This window comes from Rhizobium sp. 007 (assembly GCF_015353075.1).
Lineage (GTDB): Bacteria > Pseudomonadota > Alphaproteobacteria > Rhizobiales > Rhizobiaceae > Rhizobium.
In genome coordinates, this window is sequence record NZ_CP064187.1 from 3,752,389 (window position 1) to 3,778,984 (window position 26,596).

Genomic DNA, 26,596 nt, shown 5'->3' on the forward strand with positions numbered 1-26,596 from the left:
ATTACAGATGCGGGTTGCGCGGCCGGTATTTTCTCACCAGCCGCTGATTGACCTCCGCAGCTCCGGGCATGTTGGCGCTGAGATAGACTGGTGCGTCGCCGGACTTCGAAAGCACTGACGCAACTTCAGCGAAGATTGCGTTCAGCACTGTCGCTCCGACAGCCGTCGACACCGGGCCCACCTTGAGACTGCTTCCAGCCAGATCGAGCACGGCATCGCCGGGCGGCAAGCCGTTATCCAGCACGACATCGGCGATATCCACGAGCCGGCGGCGGCCATTGGCAATCGCGCTCGAATAGGCAACCGAGGTAACAGCGATCACCTTGGCGCCGATCTCGCGGCCATAGTCCGCGGCCTCGATTGGTGCGGCATTCACACCCGAGTTCGAAGCAATGATGATGACGTCGCCTGGCTGCATCCCGTAGCGCTCCAGCACCGGCCGAACGAGGCCTTGCGTGCGTTCATAGACCGAGCTGATGACCGCCCCCTCATGCAGCATCGCGGAGCCGATGAGAACTGGCACGGTGAACGCAAGACCGCCGGCGCGATAATGCACCTCCTCGGCCAGCATATGCGAATGGCCCGTGCCGAAGACGTAAACGCGCTTGTCATGACGCGCCGCATCGAGAATGACTGCTGCGGCCTTCGCCATGGGTTCGGCAAGGCTTTTCTTCAAAGCCTCGAGACGGCCGATCAGATTGGAGAAATAGGCATCCGTAACCGCCGTCATGGCATTTCCTTTGCTTCAGGCCGCCTCGCCGTCGATCCACGTGGCGGTGACTTCGATCGCATCCGTCAGATGCACGAGGTCGGCGCGCGCTCCCGGCGAAAGATGGCCATAACCATCGAGCCGGAGAAACCGGGCCGGATAGAGCGTTGCCATGCGCAGCGCCTCGGCAAGCGTCAGATCAAGATAGGTGACGCCATAGCGGATGGTCGACGCCATATCGACATCCGACCCGGCAAGTGTGCCGTCCGAAAGCACCAGCTTCGAGCAGAAGCCCCCCTTCTCACGCCGCACGGTGCGACCGTTCAGCATGAAGCTATCCTTTTCGGAGCCAACCAGCGACATGGCATCCGTCACGAAGAAGAGCTTGCCCTCCCCGCGCTTGGCGCGAAGTGCAGTGCGCAGCGCTTTTGGATCGACATGATGGCCGTCGGCGATGATGCCGCACCACGTCGACGGATGGTCGATTGCCGCGCCAACCAGACCGGGTGCGCGGTGACCCATCTGGCTCATGGCGTTGAAAAGATGGGTGACGCCGCGTACACCAGCATCGAAACGCTCTTCTGCAGCTTCGCTCGAACAATCCGAATGGCCGATGCTGACGATGATGCCAGCCTCGCTCAGTTCGCGAACTTGAGCGACCGTCACCTGTTCGACCGCCATCGTCACGAGCAGCGTACCGATCGCCTCACGGGCGCGGATGAAAGCCTTGACATCCTTGTCTTCGACTGGGCGCATCAGTTCGGCCAGGTGCGCGCCTTTGCGGGCGGGCGCCAGATGCGGACCTTCCAGATGAAGACCGGCCACGCCGCAATGGGTGTTAACCGCATCCTTCGCGGCCTCGATCGCAGCCGCCGTCGCATCTGCCGTATCGGTGATCAGCGTTGGAAGCAGCGCCGTCGTACCGTAGCGCCGGTGACCGTCAGCAATGATACACATCGAAGCTGCCGACGGCTCATCGTTCAGCATGCGCCCGCCACCGCCATTCACCTGCGCATCGACGAAACCTGCCGAAAGCACACCGCCGTCAAGCAAGATCGTCTCGCCTTCGGGCAACTCGTTGCACGAGGCAATGGCCTCGACCCGGCCATTGGCAACGATCAGCGCCTTTTCGTCGTGGAACCTCTCGCCGTCGAAGATCCGGGCACCGGTGAAGATCTTGCGGGGTATCATATCGTCTCCGTGACTTTGAGCAGGTTCGCCGGCTTGTCTGGATCGAAACCCTTGCGGCGCGTAACTGACTCGATCAGGCGATAGTAGACGAGAAGCGACACGAGCGGATCGAGTAAGCCGTTGCCCGTCGTCGGCACGAGCAGATTGACGCCGGAAAGCGGCTGCGCCGAGAACGGTACCGTCGTTGCGCCGAGCTTCTGTAATCGCTCGAGTGCCTGAACGTTGTTGGCATAGGCCGCATCGTCGGGCATGAAGGCGACGATCGGGAAACCCGGCTGAACGAGGCGCATCGGGCCATGCATCAGCTCTGCCAGCGAGAAGGCTTCCGCGTGAAGGCCGGACGTTTCCTTGGCTTTCAGCGCGGCCTCGAGCGCGATCGCCAAAGCTGGCCCGCGGCCTGCCGTATAAAGCGAGGTTGCATTGAAGAGCACGTCTTCTGCGGCAGCCGTATCGATACCAGCTGTCGCCGACAGAGCCTCTGGCAACCTCTCCAATGAGGCTTGCAGATCGGCCGTACCGCCAATCGCAGCCGTCACACCGGCGAGCGCGGCAACCGAGGCGATAAAGGACTTGGTCGCGGCAACACTCTTTTCCGCACCTGCATTGAGGTCCAGAACGATATCTGCCTGCTTTGCAAGCGGGCTGTCGGTGACGTTCACAACGGCGATCGTCGTCGCGCCGCCACGCTTGGCAGCATCCTGAAGGGCAACGATATCCGGGCTGGCGCCGGATTGCGAAACCGTGAAGTGAACACCATCCTTCAACTGTAGAGCCGCACCATAGACGGAAGCGATCGATGGGCCGACGGAAGCGACGGGAATACCGGCAGTGATCTCGAAGAGATATTTGAAGAAGGTTGCGGCATGGTCCGAAGAGCCACGCGCTGCCGTCGTCACCACGCTCGGGCGAACCGAGGAAAACAGCTTGGCGATTTCGGCGAAAACCGGCTTCTCCTTTTGAAGGAGCGTCGCGACCACGTCCGGCGACTGGCCCGCCTCCTGCAGCATCAGCGACTGGATCTCACTCATAGGTCATCTCCAATTTTCAGTTCGGCCACGAAATCATAGGCATCGCCGCGGTAGTGCGAACGGGTGTATTCAACGACGCGCTGGTCTTCCAGGCGCGAAATCCGTTCGATCAAGAGTGCTGGCGCACCGGTCTTTACATTCAGCATCGAGGCTGATGAAGGATCGAGCGTCACGGCGGTCAGCCGCTGCAGAGCACGCACCGGCTTGTGGCCGTTTGCGGCCAGCGCATCATAAAGCGATCCCTCGCCACCGGCATTGCCGCCGAGGAACTTGACCGGCACAACCGCCCGCTCGATCGCCAGCGGCAAACCATCCGCAAGGCGCAGACGATCCAGGCGCAGAACGGCCTCATCCTGCCCAAGTCCGAGAAGGAAGGATTCTTCCGGCGATGGCGAATTGATCGTGCGGGACAATATCCTTGCCGCCGGCGAACGGCCGCGTGAGCGCATATCGGCCGAGAAAGACGAAAGACGCCAGAGCGGCTGCTCCATGCGCTCCACCTTACTGGAAACGAAGGTACCGCTGCCGTGACGCGATTCCAATGCGCCGGATGCCATCAGATCACGATAGGCGGTTCGCACCGTCACGCGGCCGAGCTTCAGAGCTTCGGCGAGATCGCGCTCTCCGGGAAGGGCTGCACCCGGCTTGAGAAGGCCTTCCTGAATGAGGCCGGTCAACGCCAGTGCCAGCCGCTTGTAGAGCGGTCCCGTCATCGTTTCGTCGCGCAGACCGCGGGCATTGAGCTCCGCTACCAGACTGGTTCTATCCATGGATTAACCATAGAACCTATTTAGAACCACTTTTCAAGCTGAATCTCTGCCGCAAAGATAAAAACCCTCGTGGCGGCACGAAGGTTTATGAGTGATCGAATGTCCGCGAAGATCAGCTTTTCGTGAAGATGTAATCCGTTTCCTGCCGCAGCACCTCGCCTGGGCGCAGCACCGCATTCGGAAAGCCCTCGTGATTGATCGCATCCGGCCAAACCTGCGTTTCGAGGCAGAAGCCGGCGAAGGGCCCGTATTTCCGCCCCCCGATACCCGCGACCGCAACGTCGAGCTTGAAACCGGCATAGAACTGTATGCCCGGTTCGGTGGTTCTAACCTCCAGCGAGACACCGGAGTTGACGCTGCGTGCCAGTACGACGGAGCGTTTGGCCGTGCGTTCCGTCGAAAGGCAGAAATTGTGGTCGTAAAACGCCTGCTCGCCGTCATCGAACCGCTTCATCGGGGCCATTTCGCGGAAGTCGAAGACCGTGCCTTCGACCTGGCGGATCTCGCCGGTCGGGATTTGTTTCTCGTCAGTCGGTAGATAATGATCGGCAGCGATCATGATATCGTGGCCGAGCGCATCTTCGCGGCCGTCGAGATTGAAATAGGCGTGCTGGCAAAGATTGGCGAGCGTCGGCTGGTCGGTGGTCGTCTCGTAGACGACCGAGAATTCGCCATGGGCATGCACACGGTAAGTCGCTTGGACCGTGCAGTTGCCTGGATAGCCTGCGCGACCGTCCGGGTCGACGATCTTCAAGACGACACGGTCGGCATCGTGCTCGACAATCGTCCAGTTGCGCTTGGCGATATTGTCGCTGCCGCCGTGCAGATGCGAAACGCCCTTTTCATTGAGCTCGAGCTGATAGGCCTTGCCGTCGAGGGTAAACTTGCCACCGCCGATGCGGTTGGCACAGCGGCCGGGCGTTGCACCAAAATAGGAGGAATGGGAGGGATAGCTGGCAAAGTCGTCGAAGCCGAGCAGGAGAGGCGCATCATGGCCGTCGAGCCGCAGATCCTGGATGACTGCCCCCCAAGTCATGATCTTGGCTGTAAGGCCGCCGCCCTTGATCTCGACGCGATAGACGGTTTCGCCGTCTTTCGTCGTCCCGAAAACTTCCCGTTCGAGCTTTTCCGACATAGTTCGCCATCCCAAATCTGTGTTCGTTTCAGGCCCGCGAACCTGCCTCCATTTGTTGAGGACCGCAACCGTCAAACACAAAAAAGAAACGCCGCCGCAACGAGGTCAGCGGCGGCTGCAGTTCAGATTTTTGTACCGATTTCGTCGAGATTATAGGGTGTCGTCTGGTAGATTTCGTTGATCCAATTGCCAAAGAGCAGATGCGCATGGCTGCGCCAGCGGTTCTGCGGTGCGAGCGACGGATCGTTATGCGGGAAATAGTTATGCGGCATCTTGATCGGCACGCCGGCATTCACGTCGCGGAAATATTCGTCGGAAAGCGATGTGGAATCGTATTCCACATGATTGAACATGTAGAGCCGCTTGCCTTTTTTCTCGTGCACGAGACACACGCCCATCTCGTCGGATTCCATGAGGATTTCGAGGCTTGAGGACTTGTCGATATCGGCGCGCCGGACCTCGGTCCAGCGCGAAACCGGCACTTCGAAGTTATCGGAAAAGCCATTGAGGTAGACGGATGAAGGCTTGAGGTTCTTATGGCGATAGACGCCGAACGCCTTTTCCTTCAGCTCGTATTTCGGAACCTTGTGGAAATGGTAGATCGCCGCCATTGCGCCCCAGCAGACATTCATGCTCGAATGAACGTTCGTCTCGGTCCAATCCAAGATCTTCTTCATCTCCGTCCAATAGGTCACGTCCTCGTAAGGCAGAGTTTCGATCGGTGCGCCAGTAATGATGAAGCCGTCGAATTTGCGATGCCTTACCTCCTCCCAGGTCTGGTAGAAAGCAAGCAGGTGGTCTTCGGACGTGTTCTTGGCCCTATGGTTGCCAATGCGGATCAGCGAGAGCTCCACCTGAAGCGGCGAGGCGCCCACAAGGCGCGCCATCTGCAACTCCGTCTTGACCTTGTTCGGCATGAGATTGAGAAGCCCGATCTGCAAAGGGCGGATATCCTGACGGATCGCCGCCGTTTCGGTCATCACCCGCACGCCCTCATGAACGAGGGTCTCGAAAGCGGGCAGCGTATCGGGGATCTTGATGGGCATTGCGGTCACTCAACAAAACAAAAGGTACCGGCAAATAAAAAACCGGCGGCGAAAGAATCGCTACCGGTCCGCACGCGGCCCTTTAGCGACTTATTTAACGTGGCTGCAAGCCGGCCGGCCAAATCACCACGGAGAACACTAAATAGCGCCGGAGCCCACGCGAATCAATCGCAATTCTGAAGGGGCGCGTTGAACCAAGGTAACTCACGCGTTAATGACTGGTAGAATCTGTTGATGGACAGGGCGCGTCACCATGTTAATCAAGCATCATCATGGTCCGCATGGAAGGACATAATGGCAGACGACGTCGAAGGCAGGCCGAGCATTCAAGGGCAGGATAGAGTAGGTTACGATCTGAGCCTCGGATACCGCCTGAAACTGATGTTTGCGGCATTCTGGGATTCCAAGGTCCGCGGAAAGATTCTGCTTCTCGCCTCGATCTTGCTCGCGGTGATCCTGGCGACGGCCTATGGCCAGGTCATTCTGAACCGCTGGAACGCGCCGTTCTACGATTCCCTGCAGCGCCGCGACGTCGGCGAATTCTTCCATCAGCTCCAGGTCTTCGCGTTGATTGCCGGTTCGCTATTGCTCATGAACGTCGGCCAGGCGTGGCTCAACCAGATGACCGCGCTTTATATGCGCGAAGGGCTGACCCGCGACCTCGTGGATCACTGGCTGAAGCGCAAGCGTGCGCTGCGTCTCGCCTCAACCGGCCTGATCGGGGTCAACCCGGATCAGCGGCTGCATGAAGACGCCCGCAACCTTGCAGAAAGCACGACCGGCCTCACGCTCGGCCTCATCCAGTCGACAATCCTGCTCGTCAGTTTCATCGGCGTTCTCTGGGAGCTTTCGAGCGGCTTCGTCTTCCATTTTCGCACCTACGCCTTTGCCATTCCGGGCTATATGGTCTGGGCCGCGATCTTCTATGCGGCATCCGCGTCGATCCTCAGCCAGATCGTCGGCCGCAAGCTGGTGATCTTGAATGCCGACCGCTTCTCCAAGGAAGCGGAGCTTCGCTTTTCGCTGATGCATGCCAACGAGAACATGCCGGCGATTACCGTGGCCCGCGGCGAGGAAAACGAACGCCGGCGGATCAATGAGGATATCACTTCGGTACTTGCCATCCTGAAGCGGCTGACCATGGCTAGCACCAACCTCACCTGGGTTTCGGCCGGTTACGGCTGGCTGGTCATCGTCGTCCCGATCATCGTCGCGGCTCCCGCCTATTTTTCAGGCAGCCTGACCTTCGGCGAACTGATGATGTCCGTCGGCGCCTTCAACCAGGTGAATACCGCCCTGCGCTGGTATGTTGCCAATTTCGCCGCGATCGCCGAGTGGCGCGCCACGCTGATGCGCGTGACCGATTTCCGCCATGCCTTGCACGGCATGGACGAACCCATCAATCCGAAGAATGCGATCACCTACGAGGATAACGCAGATACGCTGACCCTCAAGAACCTCATGATCGCCGCCAAGCTCGGCGAAGAGATCGATCTGTGCGGCGGCTTTGCCGTCCGCGAGACGGATGTCACGATCAGAGCCGGCGAGAAGGTCATGATCAACGGCGATCATAATGTGAACCGCAAGCTGCTGTTCCAGGCGCTTGCAGGGCTCTGGCCCTGCGGCAGCGGCAAGATAGGCCTGCCGCCCGCCGACGGCATGGTTTTCGTTCCAGAAGTGGCCTATGTGCCCGGTGGCACGTTGCGCGAAGCGCTCTCCTTCCCGGAACCGGTGGACACCTACAACAGCGAGGACGTCGAAGCAGCGCTCCAGAAAGCCGGCCTTAGCCACCTTATTGCGCGTCTCGATACGCGGGCCCGCTGGGATAAGATGCTCGACTCCGACGAGCAGAAGGGGATCGGCTTTGCCCGCTTGCTGCTGGCCCGGCCGCGCTGGATCATCTTCGACGAAGTGCTGGAGGGCCTTGAGCCGGAATGGCAATCAACCCTGATGGCGCTGCTGGCGACGCTATCCGATTCCACCATGGTTTATATCGGACGGTCCGAGGCCTACCTCGAAACCTTCAATCCGCGCGAGTTGCATTTGCATCCACTGGCAGCGAAGATCGAGCAGTCGGCCTTTCCGGCAGCAGGAACTGGCACGGCACACGCACCTGCACCGGTCATTTGAGTAGTCGCAGTACTATGCGTCCGAACCAAGGACAGAAAAGACCTGCGCGATCTGACAGAAGGCGGAAGCCTTTCCGTCCGGACGGAACCTAGCCCTCCAGCTCTTCGCGCAGCATTTCGAGCTCCAACCATTCTTCTTCCATCTTCGTCAGGCTGTCGCGCAGCTTTTCCATCTCCGCCGCAAGCCGGTTGAAGGTGGCAGTATCTTTGCTGAAGAGATCGGGATCGGCCATCTTTTCTTCGCGCCTGGCGATTTCAGCTTCTGCCTTGGCCATTTCCTTGGGCAGGGTTTCGAGCGCGAATTTCTGCTTGTAAGAGAGCTTGCCTTTGCCCTTCGAGGCATCTGCCACAGATGCAGCCGCCTCAGCTTTCGGCTTCTCCGCGGCCTTTTCGATCTTCTTCCGCTCCTCCATTGCGCCCTTGCGCTGGGCAAGCATATCGGAATAGCCGCCGGCATATTCGATCCAGCGCCCATCAGGCGCGTCGGGGACGGCGGGCGCGATTGTCGAGGTCACCGTGCGGTCGAGGAAGTCGCGGTCGTGGCTCACGAGGATAACCGTGCCCGGGAAGCCGGCGACGATTTCCTGCAGCAGGTCCAGCGTCTCGAGATCGAGGTCGTTGGTTGGTTCATCGAGGATCAGAAGGTTGGTCGGGCGCGCGAGGATGCGCGCCAGCATCAGCCGCGCGCGCTCACCGCCTGACAGGTTCCTGATCGGCGTGCGCGCCTGCTCCGGCTGAAAGAGGAACTCCTTCATATAGCCGGTGACGTGCCGTTGCTCCCCGTTCACCAGCAGATTCTCGCCGCGCCCGTCGGTCAGGTAGTGCGCGAGCGTATCCTCCAGATTGAGATCTTCGCGCTTCTGGTCGAGCGTTGCAATCTCGAGATTGGTCCCGAGCTTCACCGTGCCACTGTCCGGCGAAAGCTGTCCCGTCAGCATCTTCAGAATCGTCGTCTTGCCCGCGCCGTTTGGTCCGACCAGACCGATGCAATCGCCGCGATGGACGCGGATTGAGAACGGCGCAACAATTTGACGGTCATCGAAAGTCTTGGTGATCTTTTCCGCTTCGATCACCAGCTTGCCGGATTCCTGCGCATCGGACACCGCAGCCTGCACGGTCCCCTGCGGCCCCTTGTGGCCACGATGCTGCGAGCGCATGGTCTGCAACTCGCCGAGGCGTCGCATGTTGCGCTTGCGCCGAGCGGTTACGCCATAGCGCAGCCAGTGCTCCTCGCGTTCGATCGCCTTGCCGAGCTTGTGCTGCTCCAGTTCTTCCGCCTCGAGCACCTGATCGCGCCAGGCTTCGAAATGGGCAAAGCCACGGTCGAGGCGCCGCGACATACCCCGGTCGAGCCAGACGGTCGCCGTAGAGACCTTTTCGAGGAAACGGCGGTCGTGGGAAATCAGGACCAGCGCGCTGCGGCTTTTCTGAAGTTCGCCTTCCAGCCATTCAATGGTCGGAAGGTCGAGATGGTTCGTCGGCTCATCAAGCAGGAGAATATCCGGTTCAGGCGCCAGCACGCGGGCAAGCGCTGCGCGTCGCGCTTCGCCGCCGGAGAGGTTCTTCGGGTCCTCTTCGCCAGTAAGGCCGAGATGCGAGAGGAGGTAGGTCACGCGATAAGGATCATCGCCCGGCCCAAGACCGGCTTCCGCATAAGCCTGCACCGTCTTGAAACCGGCGAAATCCGGAGCCTGCTCCAAATAGCGCACCGTCGAGGATGGATGGCGGAAAACCTCGCCCGATTGCGCTTCAACGATGCCGGCCGCAATCTTCAGAAGGGTCGATTTGCCCGAGCCGTTACGGCCGACCAGACAGATCTTATCGCCCGGCTCGACCTGCAGGGCCGCGCCGGCCAAGAGAGGCGTTCCGCCGAAGCTTAGGAAGATATCGTCGAGTTTCAGGATGGGAGGGGCCAAAAATCAGACTCCGGAAAAATCATAAGGGCGGGCAAGGACAATCGCCCGGCCGCTGCCGAGCCTAAAACGAACCTTGCCTTCCGCGACGTTGGAAATGGTACGCGAGGAGCCGAAGGGCAAATGAAAATCGATGAGCGGATACCGGGCATTCTCGATGTAAAGACCATGAAGTTCGCTGAAGCCGGACACCGAAAACAGGCTGTTCCTCGGCAAATCGAGCTCAATTTTACCAGCGAGAAGCGGCACGGCCTCCTCCGTTCCGGAGGTCAACAGAATGTCGAAACCCTGTTCGGCAAGGCTGACGGCGTAAAGCAGGAGCTGCAGCGCGTGGTCCGAGCGCTCGCCACTGAGCGCACCGGCAAGGACAATTCGCCGTGCGCCGCGCGCAATCGCCTCCGACACCGCGATGTCACCATCCGTTGCGGCCTTGGCGGCCGGGTAGGGCTGTTTCGGGACATGCGGAAATACGCCCTCCAGATCCGGCGGCGTCGAGTCGAAATCCCCGACCCAAAGCTCCGGCACCACGCCAAGCGCTGCTGCATGCCGCATACCGCCGTCGGCGGCGATGAAGCGGCTGCCTGAAACGGCAGAACGCAGGCGCTCGGTCAGGGAGAGTTCGCCGCCGAGCAGGATCGTGAAAGTGGATTGGCTCATGGCATTGCCCATAGCGCAAAGCAGGGGCCAAGGGAAAGGGGCTACGGTCAGCGCGCTTCGCCCTTGTCATAAAGCCTTCATGGCGATACATCTGCCGACGCTCTAACGGGGTGCCTGGATGTCCGCAAGGATACCGGCTGAGAGGCATCGAGCCAACCCGCGGAACCTGATCCGGTTAACACCGGCGGAGGGATTAGACGCGTGACATTTGGCAACGCCCTTTTCCCCTTCAAAAGAAACTCAAGGAGGAGGCGCGCCATGTCCGGCCGCACATCGATCATCTCTTCGCTGACCGCAGCATTTTTCGCCGCGACGCTCGGCTTGTCTGCCGCGCACGGCGCGGAAAAGACGCTCACCATATACACTTACGAAAGTTTCACGTCCGAATGGGGACCCGGGCCGAAGGTCAAGGACGCTTTCGAGAAGACATGCGGCTGCACGGTCAATTTCGTCAGCGTCGCCGATGGCGTCGCCCTGCTTTCGCGCTTGAAGCTCGAGGGAGCTTCCACCAAGGCCGACGTCGTCCTCGGTATCGACACGAACCTCGTCACCGAAGCCAAGGAGACCGGCCTGTTCGACGCAAGTGGCGTCGATGTCGGCGCGCTGAAGGTGCCGGGCGGCTTCGTGGACGATGTCTTCGTTCCCTACGACTACGGTCACTTCGCGATCATCTACGATACGCAAACGATCAAGGACCCGCCTCAGAGCATGAAGGATCTGGTCGAAGGTGATCCTTCGCAGAAGATCGTCATCGAAGATCCGCGAACCTCGACGCCGGGCCTCGGCCTGCTGCTCTGGGTCAAATCCATTTACGGCGACAAGGCGCCGGAAGCCTGGGGCAAACTCAAGAACCGCATCCTGACGGTCACGCCCGGCTGGTCCGAGGCCTATGGCCTGTTCACCAAGGGCGAGGCGCCGATGGTGCTGTCTTATACCACATCCCCTGCCTATCACATGGTGACTGAGAATACCGATCGCTACCAGGCCGCAGCCTTCTCGGAAGGCCACTATATCCAGATCGAAGTCGCGGGCCTTTTGAAGAATGCGCAGGACAAGGATCTTGCCCGCGACTTCCTGAAATTCATGATAACGCCCGGCTTCCAGGATACCATCCCGACGAACAACTGGATGATGCCCGTTTCCGCAACCTCCAAGCCGCTGCCGGATGCCTTTAGCAAGCTCGTCAATCCGGCCAAGACCTTCCTGATGAGCTCCGACGAGGTCGCCAGAAGCCGCAAGGCCTGGATCGACGAGTGGCTTGCGGCGATGAGCATGAACTGATGCTGCAGACCGCAGCCGAACGGCAGCGTGCATTGACCGGCGGGGCGATCAGCCTCGCCGCCGTCACGTTGTTTGTCGGACTTGCAGCGTTCTCGTTGCTTTTTGCCGGAGGCGGCGCTGCCATCGTCGGCATTCTTTTCGATCCTTATATTCTGCGTGTGCTGCGCTTCACGCTGCTGCAGGCGCTGCTTTCGACCGCACTTTCCATCGTCTTCGCGATTCCGGTCGCACGCGCGCTCGCTCGCCAGCCGCATTTTCTAGGGCGCATCTGGATCATCCGCCTGATGGCGGTTCCTATGGGGCTGCCGGTTCTGATCGGCGCACTCGGCTTGATCGGGATATGGGGCAGGCAGGGGTTGTTGAACTCGCTTATGATGAAGATCGGGCTTGACGAACCGGTGAGCATCTATGGGCTAACCGGCATTCTTCTCGCCCATGTCTTCTTCAACCTGCCGCTTGCCTGCCGCCTGATGCTTGCCGGTCTCGAACGCGTGCCCGCCGAATACTGGCTGATGGCAAGCGGCCTCGGCATGCGGCCCCGCTCGGTCTTCCGCTTCATTGAATGGCCGGCGATCCGCCCGCTCATTCCTGGGATAGCCGGATTGATCTTCATGCTCTGCGCCACCAGCTTCACGTTGGTGCTAACCCTCGGTGGCGGCCCGGCAGCAACCACGATCGAGGTCGCGATCTACCAGTCGCTCCGTTTCGATTTCGACCCCGGCCGCGCAATCGCGTTGTCGCTCCTGCAGATCGCGCTGACGGCGATGATCCTCGGCGCGATGGCACTTTTTCCGCCTGCCGGAGACGAGGGCCTGACCGAAGGCAGAGACATCAAGCGGCTTGATGGCAAAAGGCAATGTGCCAGATTGGCCGACAGTCTGCTCTTGCTGATCGCCGTGCTCTTCCTCGGCCTCCCGCTTGTGTCGATCATCGCCGCCGGGTTGCACGCCGATCTCATAAAGCTGCTGCAGGAGCCGATCTTCTGGCAGTCAGCCGGGATGAGCTTGGCGATCTCGCTTTCGGCCGCTCTGCTCTCGATCGTCCTTTCGATGGCCATGATTCGTGCCCGGCATGCAATCTTATCGAAGCGGCGGCGCGGGGTTACCGACAGGTCCTTTTTCACAGCCATGGGCGGTGCTTCATCGATGGTCCTGCTCGTGCCTCCAATCGTACTCGCAACCGGGTGGTTCATGGCACTGCGGCCTTTCGGCGATGCGACGCGCTTTGCAGCCGTACTCGTCGTTCTCATCAATATGCTCATGGCACTTCCCTTTGTCATGCGCGTACTGGAGCCGGCCTATATTGTGCATCAGCGCCGGACGCAGAAACTGGCCGCAAGCCTGGGTATTGCGCGCGCGGCTCGATTGAGATTGATCGATTGGCCGGGCTTGAAGAAGCCGCTGCTCACCGCCTTGTCGTTCGCCATGGCGCTCTCGCTCGGCGATCTCGGGGCCGTTGCTCTCTTCGGCTCTGAAGGTTTTGTCACATTGCCCTGGCTCGTCTACAGCCGCATGGGCAGCTACCGGACGAATGATGCCGACGGCCTTGCGCTGATCCTCGGCATCATTTGCCTGCTGCTGACAATCGCCGGAACAGCGGGCCAGCCGACACGGGAGAATGGCGATGGCGATCGCTGATCAAGACGAGATCGAAATGCAGGACGTGCGCCTGATGCTCGGCACGCACGCTTTCCATTTCGATTGCCGCCTGCCGGCTGGCCGGGTCGTCGCGGTGAGCGGCCCTTCCGGCGCCGGGAAGTCAACCTTTCTCAATCTGCTTGCCGGTTTTGAAAGACCCGACAGCGGCCGCATTCTGATGCACGGCGCCGATGTGACGGCCGCCTATCCGGCGGAACGTCCGATCTCTGTCGTCTTCCAGGACAACAATCTCTTTGCCCATCTTGATATCTTCACCAATGTCGGCCTGGGGATCGATCCGGCGTTGAAGCTTGCCGCCGAAGACCGGAGAAAAATTTCCCAAGCGCTTGAGAAGGTCGGCCTCGCCAATTTCGAAAGGCGCATGCCCGCAACGCTTTCCGGTGGAGAGCGGCAGCGAGCCGCATTTGCGCGGGCGCTGGTGCGAAAGCGCGCCGTTCTGCTTTTGGATGAACCTTTTGCAGCACTTGACCCGGGCTTGCGCGCAGGCATGGCCGAACTGCTGCTTGGTTTGCACATGGAAACCGAAAACACGGTGATCATGGTTTCGCACGATCCCGACGAGGTGCGCCGGATCGCCGATTACGGTGTCTTTATCGATAAAGGCGCGATCGTTCTTGCCGCGCCACTCACCGAGTATCTCGCGCGGGAAGATATGCCCGCGCTAAGGCGATTTCTGCACGGTTGACGAATCTCATACTTGCGATGGCACTTTCGCCACAATTTCATCCGAGCGAAAGATCGCCCTAACGACGCCACGCTTGCTAAAATACAACGGCGCTACAATTAAACAGAGTCTCGCTATGCAACCGATGCGGAAATCAGTTACAGCAATGGCTTGTGTCTTCCCGCTGTGCAGTGCGAGAACCGGGATGGACGACTGTTGAACCCCGTTGGAAGCGGCCGGATCGGACATGCGGTAAACCGGCCGAAAAGCAAGATGACTCGGAGAGCCAGACTGGACAGCATGACGACGTGGAAACGCCCCGCGCCCTCCAGTAACGTGCTTTCTGCGCCATACCGGTGGAGCCGCCATGCGCTGCTGGTGTCTGCGGCCGCAGTCGCGCTCAATGGCTGCCAGTCGATTCTCGAGCAATCCTATCAGCCGACGGTCTCGCCCTCTGCCAGCCCGCAGATCGTCGATGAAGTCCAGAAGAACGATCCGCGTGCCGCCATGGGCGCGCGCGAACATCCGCGTATCGTTGCAAGCTACGGCGGCGAATACAAGGACGCCAAGACTGAACGCCTCGTTGCGCGCATTGCCGGTGCGCTAACGGCGGTTTCGGAGAATCCGAGCCAGTCCTACCGAATCACGATTTTGAATTCGCCGGCAATCAACGCTTTCGCGCTGCCGGGCGGCTATCTCTATGTGACCCGTGGTCTGCTGGCGCTTGCCAACGACGCTTCCGAAGTCGCGGCTGTTCTTTCGCATGAAATGGGTCACGTTACGGCCAATCACGGCATCGAACGCCAGAAGCGCGAAGAGGCGGAGGTCATCGCAAGCCGCGTCGTCGCCGAAGTTTTGTCGAGCGACATCGCCGGCAAGCAGGCGCTTGCCCGCGGCAAGCTGCGTCTCGCCGCCTTCTCGCGCCAGCAGGAACTGCAGGCCGATGTGATCGGCGTGCGCATGCTCGGTGAAGCGGGCTACGATCCTTACGCCGCCACTCGCTTCCTCGATTCCATGGCGGCCTATAGCCGCTTCATGTCCGCCGATCCTGAGGCCGACCAAAGCCTGGACTTCCTTTCGAGCCACCCGAACTCGGTGCAGCGTATCGAGCTTGCGCGCGATCACGCCCGCGCCTTCGGCCAGGAGGGGACGGTCGGAGACAAGGGCCGGGGCTATTATCTCGATGGCATCGACGGTCTTCTCTATGGCGACAGTCCGGAGGAAGGCTATGTTCGTGGCCAGACCTTCCTGCACGGTGGTCTCGGCATTCGCTTCGACGTGCCGCCGGATTTCAGCATCGACAATAAAGTCGAAGCCGTCATGGCAACCGGTCCGGGAGACGTGGCGATCCGCTTCGACGGGGTTGCCGACAACGACAACCAAAGCTTGACGAACTACATATCGAGCGGCTGGGTCACCGGCCTCGATCCTTCGACGATCCGGCCGATCACCGTCAACGGCATGGAAGCGGCAACGGCCCGTGCAACCGCGGATCGCTGGGATTTCGACGTGACCGTGGTGCGCAACAATTCGCAGATCTTCCGCTTCCTGACCGCCGTTCCAAAGGGCAGTGCCGTCCTGCAGCAGACAGCAGACGTGCTGCGCGCCAGCTTCCGCCGCATGACACCGCAGGAAGCGGCAACGCTGAAGCCTCTGAGAATCCGCGTCATCAGCGTCCGTCCCGGCGAAAACGTCGCAACGCTGGCGGCCCGAATGCTGGGCACGGATCGTAAGCTCGACCTCTTCAAACTGATCAATGCCCTGCCAACTGGCGGCACGGTCTCGCCCGGCGACCGCGTGAAAATCATTTCCGAATAAAAAGAACCCGGCTTTCGCCGGGCCAGTTTGTGCTGCTGGAAGTAAGAGCTTTTAGGCGTGAGCCGCCATATGGGGATCTGCGCTCACCAGCGCGCTGCGCAACTTTTCCATGGCGCGGCTTTCGATCTGGCGAACGCGTTCCTTCGAAATTCCGAGATCGGCGCCGAGTTCCTCGAGCGTCGCACCTTCTTCGGCAAGGCGGCGTGCCGCAATGATCTTCATCTCGCGCTCATTGAGATGTTTCAGCGCCGATGTCAGCCAGATACGGCGACGTTCGCCATCAATCATGTTGGAAACCTGCTCATCCGGCAACGGATCGTCGCTGACAAGGAAATCCATCTTCTCGGCGCTGTCGGCATCGCCGGAAACCGAAGGCGCCTGCAGCGAGGCGTCATTGCCGGAAAGGCGCGCATCCATCGTCTGGACGTCGGCGAGGCTGACACCGAGGGCAGCCGCGATCTCCTGATGGATGGATTGAAGGGTGAGATGCGAGTCGCCTCTGGCAAGTTTGGCGCGCAGGCGACGCAGATTGAAGAAGAGAGCCTTCTGGGCGGAGCTCGTACCGCCGCGGACAATCGACCAGTTGCGCAGGATGTAATCCTGGATCGACGCGCGAATCCACCAGCTTGCGTAGGTAGAGAAGCGCACCTCGCGCTCCGGCTCAAAGCGGGCGGCCGCTTCCAGCAGGCCAACATAACCTTCCTGGACAAGATCGCTCATCGGCAGACCGAAATTGCGAAACTTGCCCGCCATCGAAATGACGAGACGCATGTGAGCCATCGCGATCTGGTTGCGGGCACCGCGATCCTCATTGTCCTTCCAGCGAATAGCGAGATCATGTTCTTCTTCGCGAGCAAGATAGGGAGCCGCCATGGCGATTTTGATCATGCGCCGGTCTGCAGACATGTTCTTCATAATCGGTCTCCTAAAAATCAGGCCTCGTGCCCTTGAAAGAAAACAATCAGGTTACTCCCGGACCAAAGCTGCCCGGATCAATCCAGCGTGTGAATGCATAAAGGCCCCGCTCCTGGATTTTTCAGGAGGAGGCCCTATCTCTTTGTCATATGCAGGTAAGGTTGGACCCGTTTCTTCAAGTTGCCGGCCTGGCAAATTGTGGAAGGCATGATCCGCTCCTCATCGAACGTTGACAGGAATGCGAACGTTCGATCAGGCAGATATTTCCCGATGCAATCCGCACGTACAGTGTCTAAACGCGGCTGGCCGGAAAAAGTTCCACAAAAAAACCCGGCTCGCAGGCCGGGCTTTTTGTTAAGGAAAACAATGCAGTATTAAGCGGCTTCGTCCTGCGAATCGTCTTCTTCGATTGCCTTGCCGCGCTTCGGACCCTTGTTGAGATTCATCTCGACGAGACGGACGGCTTCGGTTTCCGACATCTTGTTCACTGCGGCGATTTCGCGCGCCATGCGATCGAGCGCCGCTTCATAGAGCTGACGCTCGGAATAGGATTGCTCGGGCTGATTTTCCGCGCGATAGAGGTCGCGAACGACCTCTGCGATGGAAATCAGGTCACCGGAGTTGATCTTGGCATCATACTCCTGCGCACGGCGGGACCACATGGTACGCTTGACACGTGCCTTACCCTGCACGACCTTCAGGGCGCGCTCGACGAAATCGGTTTCCGAGAGCTTGCGCATGCCGATGCTCATTGCCTTGGCAACCGGAACTTTCAAGCGCATCTTGTCCTTCTCGAAATCGATAACGAAAAGCTCGAGCTTCATGCCGGCGACTTCTTGCTCTTCGATAGCAGTGATGTTACCGACGCCGTGAGCGGGGTATACGATCGATTCACCGGTCTTGAAGCCATGGCGTGCTGCTGAAGGTTTTTTCTGCTGGGTCGTCATACTAATCAAAAACTCCCTGTTACGCGTCCGGCAGCGGCCGGAGCCGGGTCAGTCAGGCCCGGATGAGACGGATCAGCTCCGTCGGGTGACTTCACTCTGGTCCCACCAGACAGAAGCAAAAGATCTCCTTGCGCGCGATCAATGATCGAACAGCTCAAGGCGTTGATATCTCACGGGGAACCGCGTACGGATTTCTTTTGCTTTCGTGATGGTTTTGGGCACGCTTCGTGCCTCAAATGGATCAGTGTGGCAAACCTATCATAAAAATATGAGGAAATCAATAATTTGCTTAACGTGAGTCATGTGGGCAACACATGGCACCCATATGAGCAGAGCATCTTATAAACGTTTACGCCCGCCTTCGGCTCCGATTTCGAGGCTACGCCGGCAAAATGATCATCAATCGCCGGCACCGGGTTTTTCGCTGAAGTACTTCTCGAACTTGCCGGCCTCTCCGTCCATTTCCTTGGCTTCCGCCATCGGTTCTTTCTTGACGGTGATGTTGGGCCAGCTGCTGGCGTATTCAGCATTGATCTTGAGCCACTTGTCGAGCCCAGGCTCGGTATCCGGCTTGATGGCCTCGGCGGGACATTCCGGTTCGCAGACACCGCAGTCGATGCACTCATCCGGGTGGATGACGAGGAAATTTTCGCCCTCATAGAAGCAGTCGACAGGGCAGACTTCCACGCAGTCGGTATATTTGCAGCGAATGCAATTGTCGGTCACGACATAGGTCATGAAGAACTCCAGGATTTTCACGCAAGCGGGGCCGGGCAACCTGGAACGTCGCGCCTTTCCCCTGGCCGGAGGACAGCGTGGACAGGCTTGGGAGGCAAGCACACTGTCCGGCAAGTTGACTGTCACGTATCGGCTTTGCGGTCGAATTTCAAGAATAAACGATCTGTCGATCAGGGCCTGATGGACAGAGTTTTCTAATCCTCGTCCGACATCAGCCTGTCGACTGCGCGCCGCTCCTTTTTCGTCGGCCGGCCGGCGCCCGTCGAACGGATGGCCTGCTCGTAGGGCGTGAGACGTTTTGTCTCACCCTGGGGCGGCGTCAGATCATCGTAAAGCAGTTTTGCCTCTTCGAAGGGCCTACGCCTCTCGCCTGATGCCTTCACGATCAGAACCACATCCCGGCGATCCAGCTTAAGCTCGACACGGTCACCCGCCTTCACGGTCTGGCTGGGTTGTTGGACGCGCTCGCCATTGATGCGAACGTGGCCTGACTGGATGTGGCCTTGCGCCAGAGAGCGAGATTTCACCATGCGCGTGAAAAACAGCCACTTGTCGATGCGCTGACGCGAACCGCTTCCTGGCTGTGTCTCCCCGCTCATCGGCTACTTCTTCATTTGCTCCTTCAAGGCAGCGAGCTTTGCGAAAGGAGAATCCGGATCGATCGGCTTTTCCTTGCGCGGCGCCTTTGCCTCGAAGCGCAACGGCTGCGAGCCGTTGCGATTGTTGTTGCGGTCGTTGCGATCCTTGCGGTCGCCGCGATCCTGACGATCGCCCCGCTGCTCGTTGCGATCGCCCCGAGCCTGGTGCGGCTTGCCGCCGTCGCGGCGTTTGCCGTCCCGGCCTTCGCCACGATTGCCCTCTGCGCCTTCACCCCCGCCGTGGCGGCGGTTGCCCTGCTGCTGACGGTCACCACCGCGGCGTTCCCCCGGACCGCGTGCTTGGCGATGATTGTCGTTGCGTCCGCCAAGACGCCACAAAAGGACAGGTTTCGGTTCGACAGGTTCAGCGGCTTCCGCAGATTCAGTCGCGGATGCTTCGCTCGCCGCGGGCTCGACAGCAGGTTTTTCTTCTGCAGCCGGCGCCACGGAAGCAGCTTCTTCCGATGTGCTGTCGGCATCGTCATGATCGGCTTTCTCGGCGGCCTCTTCCCCAGAGGTTTCGGCTGCCGGGGCAGCGGAAGCATCGTGGCCAGCAAGATGAGCTGCCGCATCCTCGGCCGTCACGGCATCGGCGCGATAGCCGAGGCCCTTGAGGATCTCTTCCATGTCCTCCAGCGTCGCGCCGAGGATCGAAAGCATCGCAGTGGTGGTCGTGAAGCGGCGGCCATCATAAGCGCCTTCCGGCCGGTTCGCCTGACCCGGCTTCCACTGCAGCAACGGGCGGATGATATCTGCAAGCCGCTCGAGAATATCGATGCGAACGGCACGCTTGCCGAGAAAACGGAAGCCGGCGAGCTTATAGAACGTGCGCTCGAAGCCCGGATCGGTCACGACGGACGTGCGGCCGGCAGCCAGCACCGGAATGAGGTCGCCATAGCCCGGTTTTTCGAGGCCGTCATTTTTCAAGGCCCAGAGCAGCGTGATGAGTTCAGCCGGAGCCGGCTTCAAAAGCGCAGGGACGAAAATGTGGTAGGCGCCGAAGCGAACACCATAACGGCGCATGGAGGCGCGCGCGTCCTGATCCAGCGACTTCACCTCTTCCGTCACATCGCGGCGGAAGAGCACGCCGAGATTTTCGACGAGCTGGAAGGCGAGGCCCTTGGCAAGGCCCTGTAGGTCTTCAGCACGCGAAAGATCATCGAGCGGCTTCAAAACCGTGCTGATATGGTGATTGACGAAGCGTTCGACGCGGGCTGCAACGTGCTCGCGCGCGTTGCCCGTCAGCTGTTCGTCGGCAAGCAGGATGACGCGAGGACGCATGACGTGCTCGCTGCCCGCAAGGCGCGCAACCGGATCGCCGATCCACCGGATGAGGCCGTCGGCGCTGATCGCCAGATCGCTGTTGCCCGCAGCATGGAGGCGCGCGGCGCGTGCCTCGAATTCCAGGGCAAGCGCCTTTTGCGATGCCGTTTGGATCGCCTTGGCGTCCGATCCGTCCGCACCCGAAATTGGGGTAAACCGGAACCCGGACAACTGCCCCACATGATGTCCTTCAACAAAGACATCGCCATTCACACTGATTTCAGCTTCCAGCATCGCATTCTCTCTCAGGCGCTTCATGAGCACAGATGTCCTGCGATCAACAAAGCGTTTCGTCAACCTTTCATGTAACGCATCGGACAATCGATCCTCGATTTCCCGCGTCTTTTCCTGCCAGTGTGTCGGATCGGCAAGCCATCCGGGCCGATTCGACACATAAGTCCATGTTCTTATCTGCGCGATTCGCGCCGAAAGCGTGTCAATTTCGCCATCCGTGCGATCGGCTCTCTGCACCTGCTCCGCGAGAAACTGCTCGTTCACCGTGCCATAGCGTACAAGATCGGAAAAGAGCGTCGAGATCAGGTCAGCGTGCTGTGCAGGGGTGATACGCCGATAATCAGGCAGTGCGCAAGTTTCCCAAAGCTTCTCCACGCGCTGCGGATTTGTAGCCAGATCTATGATTTCGGGATAGCGCGTCAGATGCTCAAGCGCTTGCTGGTCGACGGCGGGCAAAGCCCGCGTCAAACCTTCAGCGCTCGGCGGACGTTCAAGACTCGCCCGCAATGATTGTATCGACGAGAAATCAAGCTCTTTCGTGCGCCACTGCAAGACCCTGACATTGTCGAACTCGTGCGCTTCTATCCGCTGCGCCAATTCCTCATCGAACGGCTGCACTTGGCCTGTTACCCCGAATGTACCGTCACGCACGTGGCGGCCGGCACGTCCGGCAACCTGGCCGAGTTCGGCAGGATTGAGATTGCGGAACTGATAGCCGTCGAACTTGCGGTCCTGCGCGAACGCCACGTGATCGACATCGAGATTGAGGCCCATGCCGATCGCATCGGTCGCGACGAGATATTCAACATCGCCGGCCTGATAAAGCGCAACTTGAGAATTTCGGGTGCGGGGACTGAGGGCACCGAGAACAACCGCAGCACCCCCTCGCTGGCGGCGGATCAATTCGGCAATAGCGTAGACCTCATCTGCCGAAAAGGCGACGATCACCGAGCGCTGAGGAAGACGGGTGATCTTCTTTTGACCCGCGTAGAAGAGGTGCGAAAGCCGCGGCCTCTCAACGACCGTGATGCCCGGCAGGAGCTGCTGCAGGATCGGCCGCATCGTGTCGGCGCCTAGAAGCAGCGTTTCGTCGCGGCCCCGCAAATGGAAAATACGGTCGGTGAAGATGTGGCCGCGCTCAAGGTCGCCTGCAAGCTGGACCTCATCGATCGCGACAAAGGCGGCCTTGGTTTCGCGCGGCATGGCTTCGACCGTGCAAACCGAAAAGCGCGCAGTCGGCGGCGAGATCTTCTCCTCGCCGGTCACGAGGGCGACATTCTGCACGCCCACCTTTTCGACGACACGCGTATAGACTTCACGTGCCAGCAAACGCAGCGGCAGGCCGATCACGCCGGTGCCGTGGGCTACCATGCGCTCGATGGCGTAATGGGTCTTGCCCGTATTGGTGGGGCCGAGCACCGCGGTCACGCCGCGCCCGCTCAGTATCATGGGCTGCGATGTCAGTGTCATTGTCCATGCAAGTGAGGCGGGGGAGCCTCGGGGTCAAGTGCGCTCCGTTCCCGAAGCAGACAACACATGGACAGCCGGCCGGCTAAACGCAAGAGCCGTCCTCTAAAATCAGCTGCAAACTTGATTCAGGAAATGCCGCTAAGTGACTGTTTTAAGATTCGGAACAGCGCGAGAACGAATCAGCGACGAATCGGTGACTCGCGGTGATTCAGCTTTTGTTCACGGCTAAGTATTGGTTTTGAATCGGTTTTTCCTACTAGATGCTGAATCGGCATCAGGCGCTGGATAGCTCGAAATGCTGCTCGCGTTAACGTTCTTGCCGAGAGCGAACATGGACGAGAAACAGCTGGGAAAACTGCCCGGAATTGATGCTGCGGCCCGAAGCCGGAACGATCGGCGGCGAACCGCAAAGGCAACGTTGCCTCCGGTTTCGGAAGCCGGATTCATATCGACTAACGCTTCACGCGATCGCATTAACATTTCGATCAAATCCGGAACGAATCGCTGACGAATCAGCGACATCGCGATTTTCCCGGTTCGTTCACCGCAACATATTGTATTAAAATGGAATTTTAACCATAAAACCACTCCGAAGCGTTGGTCGCTCGGCACTGCCATCGGCGGTCCTTTTAACGATCGTCGCTTCTCTTGATCACCGTTCTTGATCCTCGTCCTAAGCAGAAAACCGCCGCCGCTTGCATATTGCGGAGCTTAGCCGGGAACAAAAATCGCGGATGCGTGTTTATTGTCCATTCGGACTCACGATGAGTTGAAGGAATCGCAACATGCTCGGAACGATACTTCTCATTATCCTTATTCTGCTTTTGATTGGTGCTCTCCCGAATTGGGGATACAGCCGTGGTTGGGGCTATGGACCTTCCGGGGGTTTGGGGCTAGTCCTCATCATCATAATTATCCTTGTCTTAATGGGCCGGATTTAACGGCTAGGTAAATGGGAGTGAAAGTCATGATGAAAAAAATTGCGATTGTAGCCGCCCTTGTGGGCGCCCTTGCATCCTGCACGCCGACGGAAAGAGGGACGGCCATTGGCGCTGGTACCGGCGCAATCATTGGCGGTGCTGTCACCGACAGCTGGGGTGGCGCTGCAGTCGGTGCAGTTGCTGGCGGCCTTACTGGTGCTCTTATCGGCCAGTCCGTGGAACGCCGCGGCTACTGCGTCTATCGCGACCGCTACGGCCGCCGCTACGAAGCACGCTGCCCGCGCCGTTATTAAGTATTGCCGTTGAAATGAATGCAAACGGGCGCCTCGGCGCCCGTTTTTTGTTGCGTGTCAACAGCATGTTGACGATCGGTCGCGAAAGTCAAATCTACTCTACCACAGGGATGACGCGCATATTCCTTCCATAACACGGCAACGATTGCCGCTTAGGCAAGGAATGCTTTCATGGTTCAGATCATTTTGAATGCCGCTGTCCCCGTTCTTGTTGCGGCAGCGTTTCTCACGACAGCCTCTGCTGCGCTTTGCGGCGGTGACAGCCGTACGCAAAGAGTAGCAGTCAGGGCAAATATCAGGCGTCCGCGCGGCAACTAAACGAAGAACTGCCCGCCGTTCGCCGAAAGCGTCGAGCCGGTGATAAAGCCGGCATCGTCGGAGATGAGAAAGGCAACGCAGCGCGCGACTTCCTCCGGCTCGCCAAGGCGCCCGACCGGAATCTGGGGAATGATCCGCTCGTTGAGCACTTTCTCCGGAACGGCGAGGACCATTTCCGTGCCGATATAGCCAGGGCAGACGGCGTTCACCGTAATGTTCTTCGCTGCCCCCTCCTGGGCAAGTGCTTTCGTAAAGCCGAGATCACCCGCCTTGGCAGCCGAATAGTTCACCTGCCCCATCTGGCCCTTTTGGCCATTGATGGAAGAGATGTTGACGATGCGTCCGAAGCTACGGTCGCGCATCCCGCCCCAGACGTGGTGCGTCATGTTGAAGAGGCCGGTAAGGTTTGTATTGATGACCTCATGCCATTGCTGCGGCGTCATCTTGTGAAACATTGCGTCGCGCGTAATGCCGGCATTGTTGACCAGCACCTCGATGCCGCCGAGTTCTGCCTCCACCTTTGCGACCCCTTCGCCGCAAGCGACGTAATCGGAAACATCCCACTTGAAGACCGGGATGCCGGTCACGTCATGGAAGGCCCTCGCCTTCTCGTCGTTGCCGGCATAACTGGCGGCGACCTTATAGCCCGCATTCCTAAGTGCCATCGAAATGGCGGCACCGATGCCGCGCGTGCCACCGGTGACCAAAACCACTCTGCTCATGCTTCGCTCCCCTCTCGGTCATTCGCCTTTGATCAGGCGTTCTCGAATCATCAATCGCATACTATTCAAAGTGCCTCGAAGCACATGGCGACACCCATGCCGCCACCGATGCAAAGTGTCGCAAGACCCTTCTTGGCACTGCGCCGCTTCATTTCGAACAGCAGCGTGTTGAGAACCCGCGCTCCCGACGCACCGATCGGATGACCGATCGCGATTGCGCCGCCATTGACGTTGACGATCGCCGGATCCCAGCCAAGATCCTTGTTCACAGCGCAAGCTTGAGCGGCAAAGGCCTCGTTCGCCTCGACCAGGTCGAGATCGCCGACGGACCAGCCAGCCTTCTCGAGCGCCTTGCGCGACGCAGGGATCGGGCCAGTACCCATGACTTGAGGATCCACACCAGCCGTCGCCCAGGAAACGATGCGCGCCAGCGGCTGGATGCCGCGCCTGGCGGCCTCCGCTTCCGTCATCAGGATCGCGGCTGCCGCGCCGTCATTGAGGCCCGACGCATTGCCAGCCGTCACCGTGCCCTCTTTGTCGAAAGCCGGACGAAGCTTGCCCATCGCATCGAGTGTTGCACCGTGACGGATGTACTCGTCCGCCTCCACCGTCACATCGCCCTTGCGTGTCTGGATGACGAAGGGAACGATCTCATCCTTGAAGCGGCCTTCCTTCTGGGCCGCTTCCGCCTTGTTCTGAGATGAAACCGCAAACTGGTCCTGGTCGTCGCGGGAAAGTTGCCACTGGCGGGCGACGTTCTCGGCGGTGGTGCCCATGTGGTAGCCGTAAAAAGCGTCTGTCAGGCCGTCCTTGATCATGGTGTCGACCATCTTCATGTCGCCCATCTTCGTACCGCCACGCAGATGCGCGGCATGCGGAGCCATCGACATGGATTCCTGGCCGCCGGCGACGATGATCTTCGCATCCCCCAGCGCGATCTGCTGCATTCCGAGGGCGACTGCCCGAAGGCCCGAACCGCAAAGCTGGTTGACGCTCCAGGCGGTAGCCTCGTTCGGAACGCCCGCTTTTATGGCCGCCTGGCGCGCTGGATTTTGGCCCTCGCCTGCTTGAAGCACCTGGCCAAGGATAACCTCGTCGACCTCGGCTGCGTCGACGCCTGCGCGTTCGAGCACAGCTTTGAGGGCGGCAGCCCCAAGCTCATGCGCCGGAACCGTGGCGAATGCACCATTGAAAGAGCCGACCGCTGTACGGGCCGCGCTGGCGATGACGATGGATGAACTGCTCATAAAGGCCTCCTCGTTTTCCTTCAGCATACATAGGTCGAAACTGGCAAAGCTTCAGCCCTAAGTCAAACGAGAAGGCGATTGCGGCATTTTCGCTGCGGCTTGCGAACATGCCAATTATCCCTTTTCTCAAAGGGGTTGCCGCATCGCACAAAGAGATTGTCACCAGGCTTCTTTTGCGTCTACAGTCTGTTACGGAGGAATATCCATGACAATCAGACGGGGTTCAGGAGACTGATATGGCGAAGAACGAGGGTCAAATAGTCATCAAGAAATACGCCAACCGCCGCCTCTACAATACAGGCACCAGCACCTATGTGACGCTGGAAGATCTGGCGGAGATGGTGAAGAAGGGAGAGGATTTTACGGTACAGGACGCAAAGAGCGGTGATGACATCACACATTCCGTTTTGACCCAGATCATTTTCGAGCAGGAATCAAAAACCGGAAATACGCTGCTGCCGATTTCCTTCCTGCGCCAGCTCATCAGCTATTACGGCGATCAGATGCAGATGGTCGTTCCGAGCTTCCTCGAACATTCCATGCGCGCCTTCACCGAACAGCAGGCGCAGATGCGCGAACAGGTGAACCGCGCCTTCGGCGAATCACCGCTCGGCAAGAACCTGCAGCTGCCGATGCAGATGGTCGAGGACCAGGTCCGCCGCAACACCGAGATGTTTCAGAAGGCCATGCAGATGTTCTCTCCCTTCATGACCCCTCCCGCCAAGGAATCGAAGAAGGCGGAGGCGAAGGATATCGACGAGTTGAAGGAACAGCTGCGCGCCCTGCAGAACAAGCTCGACAATCTCTAAGG

The 26,596-nt window shown here is 59.4% G+C and carries 24 protein-coding genes and 2 riboswitches; of the genes, 8 read left to right on the top strand and 16 right to left on the bottom strand.

The window, feature by feature from the left end; genetic code table 11:
- Position 1: 1 nt before the first annotated feature.
- From ISN39_RS18380 to metA, 6 genes are all read right to left on the bottom strand, one after another.
- A complete protein-coding gene (locus tag ISN39_RS18380; RefSeq protein ID WP_194728439.1) occupies positions 2-730 on the bottom strand; it encodes an SIS domain-containing protein in 729 nt (242 codons plus the stop codon).
- Positions 731-745: 15 nt separating this feature from the next.
- The gene (gene nagA / locus ISN39_RS18385; RefSeq protein ID WP_194730251.1) at positions 746-1,897 is read right to left on the bottom strand and encodes an N-acetylglucosamine-6-phosphate deacetylase; all 1,152 of its coding nucleotides are present in this window, start codon (positions 1,895-1,897) and stop codon (positions 746-748) included.
- Complete coding sequence (locus ISN39_RS18390; protein WP_074070002.1) at positions 1,897-2,928, bottom strand: SIS domain-containing protein; 1,032 nt, start codon at positions 2,926-2,928, stop codon at positions 1,897-1,899. The genes nagA and ISN39_RS18390 overlap by 1 nt, the downstream gene beginning before the upstream one ends.
- Positions 2,925-3,698, bottom strand: coding sequence for a GntR family transcriptional regulator (locus ISN39_RS18395; protein ID WP_074070003.1), 774 nt, complete (start codon positions 3,696-3,698; stop codon positions 2,925-2,927). The genes ISN39_RS18390 and ISN39_RS18395 overlap by 4 nt, the downstream gene beginning before the upstream one ends.
- Positions 3,699-3,810: 112 nt before the next feature.
- The gene (locus ISN39_RS18400) at positions 3,811-4,833 is read right to left on the bottom strand and encodes an aldose epimerase family protein (protein ID WP_194728440.1); all 1,023 of its coding nucleotides are present in this window, start codon (positions 4,831-4,833) and stop codon (positions 3,811-3,813) included.
- 122 nt (positions 4,834-4,955) lie between these two features.
- Positions 4,956-5,879: a homoserine O-succinyltransferase gene (metA, locus tag ISN39_RS18405; RefSeq protein ID WP_039846449.1), complete on the bottom strand. Its 924-nt coding sequence runs from the start codon at positions 5,877-5,879 to the stop codon at positions 4,956-4,958.
- A 62-nt stretch (positions 5,880-5,941) separates the two neighbouring features.
- Positions 5,942-6,019, bottom strand: a riboswitch (SAM riboswitch).
- A 154-nt stretch (positions 6,020-6,173) separates the two neighbouring features.
- Between metA and ISN39_RS18410 the strand changes: the two genes are divergently transcribed.
- Complete coding sequence (locus ISN39_RS18410) at positions 6,174-8,009, top strand: ABC transporter ATP-binding protein/permease (protein ID WP_194728441.1); 1,836 nt, start codon at positions 6,174-6,176, stop codon at positions 8,007-8,009.
- 88 nt (positions 8,010-8,097) lie between these two features.
- Here ISN39_RS18410 and ISN39_RS18415 read toward each other — a convergent pair whose 3' ends face one another.
- Both ISN39_RS18415 and ISN39_RS18420 read right to left on the bottom strand, forming a co-directional pair.
- The gene (locus tag ISN39_RS18415; protein ID WP_194728442.1) at positions 8,098-9,924 is read right to left on the bottom strand and encodes an ABC-F family ATP-binding cassette domain-containing protein; all 1,827 of its coding nucleotides are present in this window, start codon (positions 9,922-9,924) and stop codon (positions 8,098-8,100) included.
- A gap of 3 nt (positions 9,925-9,927) precedes the next feature.
- Complete coding sequence (locus ISN39_RS18420; RefSeq protein WP_194728443.1) at positions 9,928-10,578, bottom strand: thiamine diphosphokinase; 651 nt, start codon at positions 10,576-10,578, stop codon at positions 9,928-9,930.
- 96 nt (positions 10,579-10,674) lie between these two features.
- Positions 10,675-10,788, top strand: a riboswitch (TPP riboswitch).
- A gap of 48 nt (positions 10,789-10,836) precedes the next feature.
- Between ISN39_RS18420 and thiB the strand changes: the two genes are divergently transcribed.
- From thiB to ISN39_RS18440, 4 genes are all read left to right on the top strand, one after another.
- A complete protein-coding gene (gene thiB, locus ISN39_RS18425) occupies positions 10,837-11,859 on the top strand; it encodes a thiamine ABC transporter substrate binding subunit (protein ID WP_074070008.1) in 1,023 nt (340 codons plus the stop codon).
- The gene (thiP, locus tag ISN39_RS18430; RefSeq protein WP_194728444.1) at positions 11,859-13,496 is read left to right on the top strand and encodes a thiamine/thiamine pyrophosphate ABC transporter permease ThiP; all 1,638 of its coding nucleotides are present in this window, start codon (positions 11,859-11,861) and stop codon (positions 13,494-13,496) included. Before thiB ends, thiP begins: the two co-directional genes overlap by 1 nt.
- Positions 13,483-14,202, top strand: coding sequence for an ATP-binding cassette domain-containing protein (locus ISN39_RS18435; RefSeq protein WP_194728445.1), 720 nt, complete (start codon positions 13,483-13,485; stop codon positions 14,200-14,202). Before thiP ends, ISN39_RS18435 begins: the two co-directional genes overlap by 14 nt.
- A gap of 252 nt (positions 14,203-14,454) precedes the next feature.
- On the top strand, positions 14,455-15,999 hold the full coding sequence (locus ISN39_RS18440; RefSeq protein ID WP_092586641.1) for a M48 family metalloprotease: 1,545 nt from the start codon (positions 14,455-14,457) through the stop codon (positions 15,997-15,999).
- A gap of 51 nt (positions 16,000-16,050) precedes the next feature.
- Here the strand turns inward: ISN39_RS18440 and ISN39_RS18445 are convergent, their stop codons facing one another.
- The 6 genes from ISN39_RS18445 to ISN39_RS18470 all read right to left on the bottom strand — a co-directional run bounded on the left by ISN39_RS18445 (position 16,051) and on the right by ISN39_RS18470 (position 22,786).
- Positions 16,051-16,914, bottom strand: a complete 864-nt coding sequence (locus tag ISN39_RS18445) for an RNA polymerase factor sigma-32 (RefSeq protein ID WP_022717472.1) — start codon at positions 16,912-16,914, stop codon at positions 16,051-16,053.
- A gap of 374 nt (positions 16,915-17,288) precedes the next feature.
- Complete coding sequence (locus ISN39_RS18450) at positions 17,289-17,861, bottom strand: CarD family transcriptional regulator (protein WP_022717473.1); 573 nt, start codon at positions 17,859-17,861, stop codon at positions 17,289-17,291.
- Positions 17,862-18,260: 399 nt separating this feature from the next.
- The gene (gene fdxA / locus ISN39_RS18455) at positions 18,261-18,599 is read right to left on the bottom strand and encodes a ferredoxin FdxA (RefSeq protein ID WP_194728446.1); all 339 of its coding nucleotides are present in this window, start codon (positions 18,597-18,599) and stop codon (positions 18,261-18,263) included.
- A 194-nt stretch (positions 18,600-18,793) separates the two neighbouring features.
- Complete coding sequence (locus ISN39_RS18460; RefSeq protein ID WP_194728447.1) at positions 18,794-19,198, bottom strand: RNA-binding S4 domain-containing protein; 405 nt, start codon at positions 19,196-19,198, stop codon at positions 18,794-18,796.
- A gap of 3 nt (positions 19,199-19,201) precedes the next feature.
- Complete coding sequence (locus ISN39_RS18465; protein WP_194728448.1) at positions 19,202-22,264, bottom strand: DEAD/DEAH box helicase; 3,063 nt, start codon at positions 22,262-22,264, stop codon at positions 19,202-19,204.
- A 225-nt stretch (positions 22,265-22,489) separates the two neighbouring features.
- Entirely contained in the window at positions 22,490-22,786 is a 297-nt protein-coding gene (locus tag ISN39_RS18470) for a hypothetical protein (protein WP_194728449.1), read from the bottom strand.
- A 263-nt stretch (positions 22,787-23,049) separates the two neighbouring features.
- On the opposite strand from ISN39_RS18470, the gene ISN39_RS18475 reads away from it, so the two are divergent.
- Together ISN39_RS18475 and ISN39_RS18480 are read left to right on the top strand one after the other, a co-directional pair.
- The gene (locus ISN39_RS18475) at positions 23,050-23,205 is read left to right on the top strand and encodes a DUF3309 family protein (protein WP_022717477.1); all 156 of its coding nucleotides are present in this window, start codon (positions 23,050-23,052) and stop codon (positions 23,203-23,205) included.
- 26 nt (positions 23,206-23,231) lie between these two features.
- On the top strand, positions 23,232-23,498 hold the full coding sequence (locus ISN39_RS18480) for a YMGG-like glycine zipper-containing protein (RefSeq protein WP_194728450.1): 267 nt from the start codon (positions 23,232-23,234) through the stop codon (positions 23,496-23,498).
- 314 nt (positions 23,499-23,812) lie between these two features.
- Here ISN39_RS18480 and phbB read toward each other — a convergent pair whose 3' ends face one another.
- A complete protein-coding gene (phbB, locus tag ISN39_RS18485) occupies positions 23,813-24,538 on the bottom strand; it encodes an acetoacetyl-CoA reductase (RefSeq protein WP_039846460.1) in 726 nt (241 codons plus the stop codon).
- Between the two features lie 65 nt (positions 24,539-24,603).
- Positions 24,604-25,785 carry an acetyl-CoA C-acetyltransferase gene (locus tag ISN39_RS18490; RefSeq protein ID WP_194728451.1) on the bottom strand — a complete coding sequence of 394 codons (1,182 nt, stop codon included), beginning with the start codon at positions 25,783-25,785 and terminating at the stop codon, positions 24,604-24,606.
- 236 nt (positions 25,786-26,021) lie between these two features.
- Here ISN39_RS18490 and phaR point away from each other — a divergent pair, with 236 nt between their 5' ends.
- A complete protein-coding gene (phaR, locus tag ISN39_RS18495; RefSeq protein WP_074070018.1) occupies positions 26,022-26,594 on the top strand; it encodes a polyhydroxyalkanoate synthesis repressor PhaR in 573 nt (190 codons plus the stop codon).
- Positions 26,595-26,596: the final 2 nt, after the last annotated feature.

Excerpts from the sequence above, each read along its gene's own strand:
- ISN39_RS18380 (WP_194728439.1), bottom strand. The coding sequence starts at position 730 with ATGACGGCGGTTACGGATGCCTATTTCTCCAATCTGATCGGCCGTCTC.
- ISN39_RS18390 (WP_074070002.1), bottom strand. The coding sequence starts at position 2,928 with ATGAGTGAGATCCAGTCGCTGATGCTGCAGGAGGCGGGCCAGTCGCCG.
- ISN39_RS18395 (WP_074070003.1), bottom strand. The coding sequence starts at position 3,698 with ATGGATAGAACCAGTCTGGTAGCGGAGCTCAATGCCCGCGGTCTGCGC.
- ISN39_RS18400 (WP_194728440.1), bottom strand. The coding sequence starts at position 4,833 with ATGTCGGAAAAGCTCGAACGGGAAGTTTTCGGGACGACGAAAGACGGC.
- metA (WP_039846449.1), bottom strand. The coding sequence starts at position 5,879 with ATGCCCATCAAGATCCCCGATACGCTGCCCGCTTTCGAGACCCTCGTT.
- ISN39_RS18410 (WP_194728441.1), top strand. The coding sequence starts at position 6,174 with ATGGCAGACGACGTCGAAGGCAGGCCGAGCATTCAAGGGCAGGATAGA.
- ISN39_RS18420 (WP_194728443.1), bottom strand. The coding sequence starts at position 10,578 with ATGAGCCAATCCACTTTCACGATCCTGCTCGGCGGCGAACTCTCCCTG.
- thiB (WP_074070008.1), top strand. The coding sequence starts at position 10,837 with ATGTCCGGCCGCACATCGATCATCTCTTCGCTGACCGCAGCATTTTTC.
- thiP (WP_194728444.1), top strand. The coding sequence starts at position 11,859 with ATGCTGCAGACCGCAGCCGAACGGCAGCGTGCATTGACCGGCGGGGCG.
- ISN39_RS18435 (WP_194728445.1), top strand. The coding sequence starts at position 13,483 with ATGGCGATCGCTGATCAAGACGAGATCGAAATGCAGGACGTGCGCCTG.
- ISN39_RS18440 (WP_092586641.1), top strand. The coding sequence starts at position 14,455 with ATGACTCGGAGAGCCAGACTGGACAGCATGACGACGTGGAAACGCCCC.
- ISN39_RS18445 (WP_022717472.1), bottom strand. The coding sequence starts at position 16,914 with ATGAAGAACATGTCTGCAGACCGGCGCATGATCAAAATCGCCATGGCG.
- ISN39_RS18450 (WP_022717473.1), bottom strand. The coding sequence starts at position 17,861 with ATGACGACCCAGCAGAAAAAACCTTCAGCAGCACGCCATGGCTTCAAG.
- fdxA (WP_194728446.1), bottom strand. The coding sequence starts at position 18,599 with ATGACCTATGTCGTGACCGACAATTGCATTCGCTGCAAATATACCGAC.
- ISN39_RS18460 (WP_194728447.1), bottom strand. The coding sequence starts at position 19,198 with ATGAGCGGGGAGACACAGCCAGGAAGCGGTTCGCGTCAGCGCATCGAC.
- ISN39_RS18465 (WP_194728448.1), bottom strand. The coding sequence starts at position 22,264 with ATGACACTGACATCGCAGCCCATGATACTGAGCGGGCGCGGCGTGACC.
- ISN39_RS18470 (WP_194728449.1), bottom strand. The coding sequence starts at position 22,786 with ATGTCGCTGATTCGTCAGCGATTCGTTCCGGATTTGATCGAAATGTTA.
- ISN39_RS18475 (WP_022717477.1), top strand. The coding sequence starts at position 23,050 with ATGCTCGGAACGATACTTCTCATTATCCTTATTCTGCTTTTGATTGGT.
- ISN39_RS18480 (WP_194728450.1), top strand. The coding sequence starts at position 23,232 with ATGATGAAAAAAATTGCGATTGTAGCCGCCCTTGTGGGCGCCCTTGCA.
- phbB (WP_039846460.1), bottom strand. The coding sequence starts at position 24,538 with ATGAGCAGAGTGGTTTTGGTCACCGGTGGCACGCGCGGCATCGGTGCC.
- ISN39_RS18490 (WP_194728451.1), bottom strand. The coding sequence starts at position 25,785 with ATGAGCAGTTCATCCATCGTCATCGCCAGCGCGGCCCGTACAGCGGTC.
- phaR (WP_074070018.1), top strand. The coding sequence starts at position 26,022 with ATGGCGAAGAACGAGGGTCAAATAGTCATCAAGAAATACGCCAACCGC.